The organism is Anaerococcus hydrogenalis DSM 7454 (assembly GCF_000173355.1).
Lineage (GTDB): Bacteria > Bacillota > Clostridia > Tissierellales > Peptoniphilaceae > Anaerococcus > Anaerococcus hydrogenalis.
The window spans coordinates 219,661-229,225 of the sequence record NZ_ABXA01000019.1; the positions used below are offsets into that span (position 1 = coordinate 219,661).

Sequence of the window (9,565 nt, forward strand, 5' to 3'; positions counted from 1 at the left end):
GAATTAATCAATGAAATTAAAGATTACGCTAGAAAAAATGATGGTTTTCTAGTCAAATTTGATCCTAATTATGAATATGACGAAAATCTGATAAATAAATATAAAGAATTTGGTATTGATTTTTGCCATAAAATGTACTCTTATGTTCAATTTCCTTTTTCAATGATGCTTGATATAAAAGGAAGAAGTTTTGACGAAGTAATTCAATCTTTTTCTAAAAACGGAAGGAAACAAGTAAGGAAATCATATAGACAAGATTTGGAATTGTATGTTGGTAAAAGAGAAGATGTCAAAATTTTTCATCAAATAACAGCTGATATGTCTAATAGGAAAGGAATAACTTACAGAAATATTGATTACTACTATAGATTATTTGATACTTACAAAGATAATGGTAGAATGACTTTTGTAAAATATAAGGGTGAATTTTTATCTTGTTCTTTTTTAATTACTTTTAACGACTATGCTATAGCCTTATATGGAGCAGATAATCTTAATGTTGATGTTGGGCAATCATATTTCTTAGATGCTGAGGAAATTAGATATTGTTGTAACAACGATATTAGATATTATGATTTAGGTGGGGTTAAATCCTTAGATATAAATGATGGTCTTTATAGATTTAAAAGAAAGTTTACTAATAATAATATTGTAAAATGGATTGGTAATATAGAGTGTATTTTAGATAAAAATGCATACGAAAAATTCATCAAAGAAAAAGATCATACTGATTTTTCTGAGGACTTGAAAAGTGACAATTAATTAATGATTCGATTTTAAAACTGTGTTAACAATAAGGCTATTATTGGCACAGTTTTTTTAATTTTCAATATTCTTTTTTATTTTTAAAATTATACTCTAACATAACTTGACTTTGAGATATTAACTTCAAAAATTACAAATAAAAAAAGACCCTATTGGGCCTTAAATTACTATTTTCTTCTTTTTTTTTCTCTTTGCTGCCTCAGATTTCTTTTTTCTCTTAAGGCTTGGCTTTTCGTAGTGTTCTCTTTTTCTGTATTCTGTTAGAACACCGGATCTTGCGCATTGTCTTTTGAATCTTTTAATTGCACTATCAATTGATTCGTTTTCTCCAACTCTGATCTCTGTCATTTCTATCCCCCCTCTCGTATCACACATTAAGTTTGAAATCAACCTGGTGGCCATTGTAAGGACCTTTTTGCTAAAACATGAAAATGCATGTGTTTAACAGTTTGTCCTCCATCTTCTCCTGTATTGTTGACTATCCTATAGCCGTCTTCGGCTACATTTAGATCTTCTGTTATTTTTTTAATAACCATAAAGATATGAGAAACAATATCCTTATCTTCTTCATCTAACTTAGCCAAACTTTCTATGTGTTTTTTTGGTATTACAAGAAAATGGATAGGTGCCTGTGGATCTAGATCATTAAATGCAATTACTTTTTGATCTTCATAGATTACATCTGATGGTATATCTCCATCAGCAATCTTGCAAAATACACAGTCCATACTTCACCCCCATTGATAAATATAATATCATATTTTAATAAAAAGGTAAAATTTTTTATAGTTTTTACAAATTAATTTGCTTAATTTGATCTTTTTTAATTATACATATTATAATAGCTAAAATAAATCCTACTAATCCAGGAATTACCCATCCAAATCCAAGATTAAAACCTGGTAAATTTTTTACAGCAAACTCAATAATACTTTGAATAAAATTTAAATTTGAAATATTTTCAGGTAAAGCTCTTAGAAAATCAAAAATAGAAAAAATTGCAGTAAAACCTATAGATAATGAAAATATTAGCTTATTTTTTCCAATTAATGGATACAATAAGGATAAAAATATCAATACTATAGCAAGAGGATACATATACATTAATACAGGTATAGAAAGGCTGATTATGTTTTGAAGTCCTAAATTTGCTATCAGAAATGATATTAAGGTAAATGTTATCGCATAGGTTTTGTAGGATAAGGAATTAGGATACATTTCTATAAAGATTTCTGAGCACGCTATAATTAGTCCTATTGCTGTTTTCAAGCAGGCAATTATAACAATTGCAGCAAGTAAAATTTTACCAAAATTTCCCAAATAATGAAAAGAAATATTTGATAAAATAATCCCCCCATTATTTCCTATCTCCATTATATTTACTGAAGATGAAGACATAAAAGCCAATGAAACATAAACGGTACTCATTGCAATAAGACATATAATCCCACTTTTCAAAGTTTCTATTGCAACTTGATTAGAATCTTTAACTCCCAGTTTTCTAATACTTGAAATAATAATTATGGCAAAGGCAAGACTTGCCAAAGCATCCATAGTATTATAACCATCTAAGATTCCTACAAACAATGGATTATTTCCATATTTTTCAATAGGCTGATTTTCACCAAGACCTCCCATCGGCTTTATAAGTGCAAGCACAACTAAAACTGACAATAATATTAAAAATGTAGGAGTAAGTATTTTTCCAATATTATCCATTATTTTTCCTGGTTTTAAGGCAAAAGCTAAAACTGTCAAGAAAAATATTAAGGAGAAGATAAGCAAAAATATTTTAATCTTATCTTGTGATACATTTGAAGCAATTCCTACCTCAAAGGCAACTGTTGAGGTTCTAGGAATAGCAAAAAATGGTCCTATGGTTAAATACAAAGCTGTTGTAAAGATAAAAGCAAATTTATTACTCACAGTTTTTCCCATCTCAAATAGACTATCATTTTTAGAAATGGCACTTGCAACAACACCCAAAAGAGGAAGACCAACTCCACTTATTATAAAACCTAATACAACTTTGTATAAATTATTTCCAGAATTTTGTCCTAACTCTATAGGGAAAATTAAATTTCCAGCTCCAAAATATAGGCCAAAAAGTAAAGAACCAACCAATAATGTCTGGTTAAAACTAAGTTTCTTTTTCATTTTATTCTCCTATCTATTTATTAATATTTATATAAAATTTCCTAAATTTATACAAAATATTTATAGAGAAATTATAACACAATATTGAAAAATATAAAAGCTTAAAAAAATATTTGGCAATTAAAAATGCCGATAATTATCAGCATTTTTAAAACTTATTTAGATTTATTTTTCACCATAATTTCCAAAAGTGATTCATAAATTGGTTCATTACGGAAATTTTCTGCAACTAGATAAGCTACAGATGAAACAATTATGATTGGTAAGAAAAAATCTATCCTTCCACCTGTCATTTCTATTATTAAAAACATACCTGTTAGGGGAGCACGTACAATTGAAGAAAAATGTGCAGCCATTGCAAGCATTGAAAATATCAATATCTCATTTTGACCTACTAGGTCAAGATTAAATAAAACCGATCCATAAAAATTTCCAACAAGTGAACCCATTGCAAGTAAAGGGAAAAATATTCCCCCTGGGATTCCCGAACAAAAAGCTATTAATAAAAGAAGTAATTTCATAAAATAAAAATAAAGCAGAACAGAAATCCCTACATTTTCTCCCCCTGCAAGGGCTATAAAATTCTCTCCACTTCCCAATAGTCTTTGATCAAAAAGTAAAAATAAACTTGTCATAAAAAATGGAAGAATAGATTTCATAGTTTGAGAAATCGGCAATTTTTTTATAAACTTTTTTTCCATATAAGATTCCCTTATTAAACAAAATTGAGGAAAACCCAACTAAAATCCCTAAAAAAAATCAGAAAAATCCAGAAATCAATAGATAAGTTTAGAGAATTTTTCACCTTAATAACAGGATTATTTCCAATAATTAGGCTAGTTACAATACTTGAAGAAATAATTGTGGAAGTTATATAAATAAAATTTATCCTTGATGTTTTTTTCATTAACTCTTCGAGGGCAAAGGCCATAGCTGAAACTGGTGCTGTAAAGGCACTTGTTATACCACAGGCAGAAGATGCAATAATCATTACATCAGTTTCATCCTTATTTAAATTAAATTTTTTTGCCATAACTTCACCAAGAGATCCACCAATTTGAACTGATGGGCCTTCTCTTCCCAAGGTTAGCCCAGAACCAATAGAAAGAAGTCCCCCTATAATTTTGTTAACCAAGCAGGAAAAGGCAGAATAATCCAATTTATTATTCAATTTCCCTGCAATTTGTGGTATTCCACTACCACCAATCATTGGTTCCTTATTAACTGTGATAGAAACAAGAAAGCCAATAAAAACAAAAATCAAAACAAAAACTATAGACTTTAATATATTTTCTTGCCCAAAAATTATAAGATTAGAAATCAACCCCATAATTTTTGGAATAACAAGTCTAAACAAACTTATCACAAGTCCAGAACATGCTCCAATTATAATAGATATTAGTAAAAACTTATAAGATACTTTTTTTATCATTTTAACCTCTCTAATATACCAACCAAATATTTACAATCTGATCTTTAATCCTTCCATAAGACCAAGTTTTTTCAGAATTTTTCATAGAATTCGGATCATTTATTACAAATTTTCCAAATCTGTAAGAATCAATTACTAAAATGTGGCCAAATAAGGTAAAATTTCCTTTTTTTACAGAAACAATAAGAGCACCTCTATCCAAGGCATCCACTATTGCCTTTTTATCATTTTCTATACTTTGGATATTATATCCATATCTTCTCGCTTCATCTGAGAAAAATCTCCATTCAATTCCACTTGAACTCATGTAAGTTTGGGCATCATTTGCCATATCAATAGGGCTTATATTCAGATTTGGATCTAATCTTTTTAAGACCATGGCCATAGATGTTGGCCCACATCCTGCAAAACCAATATTAGAATCTCCAAGCAAATTATAAGCCCACCTATTATCCCATTGGAGAAAATATGGAGTCTTTCTTCCGTAATCTACACTTTCTCCAGGATAATAATCAAAATTAACCTCATTATTTCTCAAATTATAAATAAATTCACTAGCATCTATGTCATTTCCAACAAGGTACTTGTCTTTATCTGATAAATTTTCAAAATTTTCATAAATCCACCTAGTCTTTTCATTATCATCTTTATGTTTTTCAATATTTTTATAAAGTATATCCATATCATCCGTTTTTTCTTTTCTAAAAATATTGTCCAAAAAATTTATGTCATTACTTTCAAAAGAACACGATTTAAATGAAAATAAAAGCATAACTACAAAAATTATTGAAAATATTATATTAACTAACTTTTTCATGTATTAATAATATCATAAAAATAGAAATAAAAAAAAGCCGTAATATAATTACGACTTTTAATTTAATAATCTTTCAAATCTTCTATTGAATCAATTTCCATATATGATGGGACTACAAATCCTATTTTTGCATTTTTTAAATTTGGACCCAAATCATCAATCATATCACCATATTTTTTCATATAATTTTTGTGAGTTTGAGGAAGCCAAGCTGATGGTGTAACATCTACTGATCCGTATGCAATAGCTGCAAATAATGGACCAACTTCAACTGCCATCATTCTTACTTCAAATCCATAATCTTCCAATATATTTTTTAAAACATATGCACTAGAAAGTTCACTATCCCAAGTTGCATGAGCAAGGCTGATAACTTCACCGTTTGATCTGTCAACCCCTTCATACATTTTTTGAACCCTATCTTGGTTATTGTCGACCCATTTTCTGGCTGCATCTTTTACATCCATTCCGTCATTTAAGTCAACCAAAACTTCTTGCATATCATCAACTGTCCAATAAAAATTATCAAGCAATTTATATGCATTGGGTTTATCTTCTTTTAGGCCTTTTCTAGCAAGGGTATGAATTTCTTCTGGTTTACCAAAAGATCCCTTAGGATCTTCTAAAAATTTTAAATCATATTTTGCAAATTTCCAGTGTGGTGTCCAACCTGTTACAACAATAGGTGCTTTTTCCTTAATTGCATCACCTAGCATTTGAGTCATAACTGCAGAAGATCCTGTCGTTAACTTTTGTTTTAAATCATAGTCTTCCATGGCTTGGTTTGCTGCATCCATAGCTCCAGCCCCAGGTTCGATTCCTATAATATAATCATTTGGTGCATAATCAAAATTAACTTCTTCTTTATCATTATCAGTTTTATTTGACTTACATCCTACCAATACAAAGGCAAGTATGGTAATAATAGAAAATATTTTTTTCTTTAACACTATATCACCTACTTATCTATTGTTCTTTTTACTTAAAGCTTGAGTTAATCTATCAAGGATAACTGCAAGAATAACTATAGCAATTCCTGACGCAAATCCAACTCCAACATCATTTCTTGAAACTGAAGTATAAATAACATTTCCAAGTCCTGGAGCTCCTATCATTGATGCAACTACAACCATTGAAAGAGTAAGCATTAATGTTTGGTTAATCCCAGCCATAATTGATGGTTTTGCCATTGGAAGTTCAAGCTCAAATAACTTTTGCTTAGGAGTTGATCCAAATGAATCAGCAGCTTCTACTAAATCACTTGGAACCTCTTTGATTCCCAAATTTGTCATTCTAACAGCTGGTGGCATAGCAAAAATTATTGAAGAAATTACTCCTGGTGCCATTCCTATTCCAAAAAATGAAACTGCTGGTATTAAATAAACAAAAGCAGGCATTGTTTGCATAAAATCAAGTAAAGGCATAATTACTTTTTCTACACTCTCACTTTTAGATGTCCAAATCCCTAGTGGAATTCCAATAATTATTGCCAACAAAGCTGAAGTTACAACTATAGAAAGTGTAATTACCATGTCATCCCAATAATCTAAATTCCAAATCAAAAGTAAGGAAAGAATAGAAAAAATTGTTATTCCCTTAATTTTTTTTGTTAAATAGTAAGCCAAAGCTGCTACAAGAATTATAAAAAGCAATGGTGGAAAAACAGAAAATATTTTTATAAATAATTCAACTGTGAAATTAATAAAATCTCTTATTGGATTAAAAATAAAACTTGCATGAAGTCTTAACCATTCCACTAAATTATCAATAAAACCTACTAAAGGTATACTTGGTATATTATTCATCATCCACCTCATCTTTCGATAATGCTGCAAGAACTGTTCCTTTGATAATTATTCCTTTGAAAATTTCTCCATCTACTACACAAATAGGAATTTTTGCATCTTGAATATCAACTACAATATCTTCTAATGGATAATCCATATCGATTTTTAGCATGTCATTTTTCATAATAGCTTCAAGATTTTTTTTGTCCCTTTGCATATGCATTAGAGGCATCTTCTGCAAGAACATAGCCTAAAAGCTCTCTTTTGTTATTTACAACAAAAATACTTGAATTTCCACTTCTTAGCATTTTTGAAAGTGCAGCTTTTGGTCCGTGCCTGTGAATATTTATAGTATCTGGTCTTATCATAATATTGCTTGCTGTAAGAACTTTTGACCTATCAACATCTTGAACAAATTCTCTAATAAAATCATTTTTTGGATGAGATAAAAGTCTTTCAGGTGTATCTACTTGGAGAAGTGATCCGTCTTTCATTACTGCAATTTTATCTCCAATTTTTAAAGCTTCGTTTAAATCATGAGTGATAAATAAGACTGTTTTTTTCATCTCACTTTGTAAATACACAAGCTCATCTTGCATTTCTTTTCTAATCAATGGATCAAGAGCTGAAAAAGCCTCATCCATTATTAAAATATCAGTATCAGTTGCAAGAGCACGAGCAAGACCCACCCTTTGTTGCATACCTCCTGATAATTGGTCAGGATATTGGTCTTCATATCCTTCAAGACCTACAAGCTTTAGTGCTTCCATAGCTTTTTTATTTGCCTTTTCACTTTTACCATTTTTAATGGTTAAGCCATAAGCAGCATTTTCTAAAATTGTGTAATGAGGAAAAAGGGCAAAATTTTGAAAAACCATAGACATTTTTTCACGTCTAGCATTTCTTAAACCTTCTTCATCAAGTTCAGAAATATTTTCATCATCAATAAAAATATCTCCATATGTAGGCTCAATCATCCTATTAATTAATCTAATTAATGTAGATTTTCCTGAACCAGAAAGTCCCATTATTACAAATAATTCTCCATCTTCAACTTCAAATGAACATCTATTTACCCCAACAGTTAAGCCTGTTTTATCTAAGATTTCTTTTTTAGATTTACCTTCTTTCAAAAGTTTAACTGCTCTTTTGGGATTATGTCCAAAAATTTTCGTTAATTCTTTTACTTTAATTTTTGTAGACAAAATACCTCCTAACATGTTTTTTTGTCAAACAGTACATTTTTAGTTATACTGTTTATAATTAATTAACGCAAGATATTTTGCAAACTATTAAATTTATTTAATAACTAATCTTCAGATTTTGGTAGGTATATTTCTACATGCTTTTCTAAAATTTCAATGTCACAAGGAAGTTTTCCATTTACTTCCCCATCCATATCAAGCTCGATTTCTTTATTTTCTAAATTTTTGATTGAAAGTTTTTTGCAAGTAAAAGATTTTATATTCTCATTTTCGTCAACTTTTCCAAAAAGCATATCTTTTGCTGCATTTACCTTTGACATTAAGCCTTCTTCAGTCATAATAAAAATATTCAATTCTCCATCGCTAAGATCTCCATCATCTTTTGAAAATTCTAAATTTCCAACCTTATTTACAGTCATAACATAAACTAAGGAAGCATTAGATTCAAATGTTTTATCATCATATGATATTTGTATTTTACTTGTTTCATCACTTGGTATAGTTTTTAAAATATTTTTTACATAAGCAAGGCCACCTAATTGCTCTTTTTCAGATGAATCTGTTGAAGTTGTTGCTTCAATTAATTTTCCAAAACATACATAGTAGGAAAAATATTTATCATTACATTTTCCTATATCTACTTTTTTGGTTTTCTCCAATGACAAATTATCGATAGCTTCTTTTAAATCGTTTGAACCACCAATAAGTTGCATATAAGTGTTATTCGTTCCACCTGGAAGTAAGCCTACTTTTGGCCTATAATCCATTTTTGAAATACCATTTATGACTTCGTTAAAACTTCCGTCTCCGCCAACTACAAAAATAGAATCGTATTTTTCAAGGCAAGCATTTTTGGAAAAATTTTCCCCATCGCCTTCTTTTTTAGTCTTTTTATGAACTACTTGATCAAATTCATTTTCTAATTTGCCAATTAAGCCCTCCATATATTCATCATTTTTGCCATCGCCAGAATTTGGATTTTCAATTATCATACATTTTTTCATAAATACTCCTATAGAAATTAAAAAAGGTATTTAAAAAATAAATACCAATTTATTTTAAATCTTCTTTCATTTTTTATATACCCTATGAAAATAAAAAAGAACAGTTTTTCTGTTCTTTCAGAGCATAGACAAAGTATGAAATTAGATAATATTTTATTTTGAAATAAAATTAAGCTAAGTACCATCTCGACTAAGTGAGTGAAACGAACGCATGGAGAGATCTCTTGAGATTTCTCCGCTCGTTACACTCGGTCGAAATGGGAAAATTTTTAGTTTGTCAACAGTCTGAAAGAACAGTTTTTCTGCTCTTTTTACATGTCCATATTTATATATATAGGAGTATGATCTTGCCTATCTCCTGAATCTATCATGTCAGACTCTTTAATTTTCTCTTTTAT

11 protein-coding genes and 1 pseudogene are annotated in these 9,565 nt (G+C 29.4%); 1 reads left to right on the forward strand and 11 read right to left on the reverse strand.

The window, feature by feature from the left end:
- Positions 1-762 (forward strand): annotated as a pseudogene (locus ANHYDRO_RS03715) (lipid II:glycine glycyltransferase FemX); the annotation flags it as partial.
- A 162-nt stretch (positions 763-924) separates the two neighbouring features.
- On the opposite strand, the gene rpsU reads toward ANHYDRO_RS03715, so the two are convergent.
- The 11 genes from rpsU to ANHYDRO_RS03765 form a co-directional block, all read right to left on the reverse strand.
- The gene (rpsU, locus tag ANHYDRO_RS03720; protein WP_039913922.1) at positions 925-1,113 is read right to left on the reverse strand and encodes a 30S ribosomal protein S21; all 189 of its coding nucleotides are present in this window, start codon (positions 1,111-1,113) and stop codon (positions 925-927) included.
- Positions 1,114-1,151: 38 nt separating this feature from the next.
- The gene (locus ANHYDRO_RS03725; RefSeq protein ID WP_004813616.1) at positions 1,152-1,493 is read right to left on the reverse strand and encodes a histidine triad nucleotide-binding protein; all 342 of its coding nucleotides are present in this window, start codon (positions 1,491-1,493) and stop codon (positions 1,152-1,154) included.
- A 64-nt stretch (positions 1,494-1,557) separates the two neighbouring features.
- Positions 1,558-2,922 carry a branched-chain amino acid transport system II carrier protein gene (gene brnQ, locus ANHYDRO_RS03730; RefSeq protein ID WP_004813619.1) on the reverse strand — a complete coding sequence of 455 codons (1,365 nt, stop codon included), beginning with the start codon at positions 2,920-2,922 and terminating at the stop codon, positions 1,558-1,560.
- A gap of 155 nt (positions 2,923-3,077) precedes the next feature.
- The gene (locus ANHYDRO_RS11150; protein ID WP_004813620.1) at positions 3,078-3,623 is read right to left on the reverse strand and encodes a chloride channel protein; all 546 of its coding nucleotides are present in this window, start codon (positions 3,621-3,623) and stop codon (positions 3,078-3,080) included.
- Positions 3,624-3,637: 14 nt separating this feature from the next.
- Positions 3,638-4,354: a chloride channel protein gene (locus tag ANHYDRO_RS11155; protein ID WP_004813622.1), complete on the reverse strand. Its 717-nt coding sequence runs from the start codon at positions 4,352-4,354 to the stop codon at positions 3,638-3,640.
- A gap of 10 nt (positions 4,355-4,364) precedes the next feature.
- Positions 4,365-5,171, reverse strand: coding sequence for a C39 family peptidase (locus ANHYDRO_RS03740; protein ID WP_004813624.1), 807 nt, complete (start codon positions 5,169-5,171; stop codon positions 4,365-4,367).
- Positions 5,172-5,233: 62 nt separating this feature from the next.
- Positions 5,234-6,121 (reverse strand): glycine betaine ABC transporter substrate-binding protein, encoded by an 888-nt coding sequence (locus ANHYDRO_RS03745; protein ID WP_004813626.1) that lies wholly within the window; start codon positions 6,119-6,121, stop codon positions 5,234-5,236.
- Positions 6,122-6,133: 12 nt separating this feature from the next.
- Positions 6,134-6,976, reverse strand: a complete 843-nt coding sequence (locus tag ANHYDRO_RS03750; RefSeq protein ID WP_039913927.1) for an ABC transporter permease — start codon at positions 6,974-6,976, stop codon at positions 6,134-6,136.
- A complete protein-coding gene (locus ANHYDRO_RS10455) occupies positions 6,969-7,175 on the reverse strand; it encodes a CBS domain-containing protein (protein WP_004813629.1) in 207 nt (68 codons plus the stop codon). The genes ANHYDRO_RS03750 and ANHYDRO_RS10455 overlap by 8 nt, the downstream gene beginning before the upstream one ends.
- A complete protein-coding gene (locus ANHYDRO_RS03760; protein WP_279624977.1) occupies positions 7,150-8,163 on the reverse strand; it encodes a quaternary amine ABC transporter ATP-binding protein in 1,014 nt (337 codons plus the stop codon). The genes ANHYDRO_RS10455 and ANHYDRO_RS03760 overlap by 26 nt, the downstream gene beginning before the upstream one ends.
- Before the next feature lie 104 nt (positions 8,164-8,267).
- Complete coding sequence (locus ANHYDRO_RS03765; RefSeq protein ID WP_004813632.1) at positions 8,268-9,167, reverse strand: diacylglycerol/lipid kinase family protein; 900 nt, start codon at positions 9,165-9,167, stop codon at positions 8,268-8,270.
- Positions 9,168-9,565: the final 398 nt, after the last annotated feature.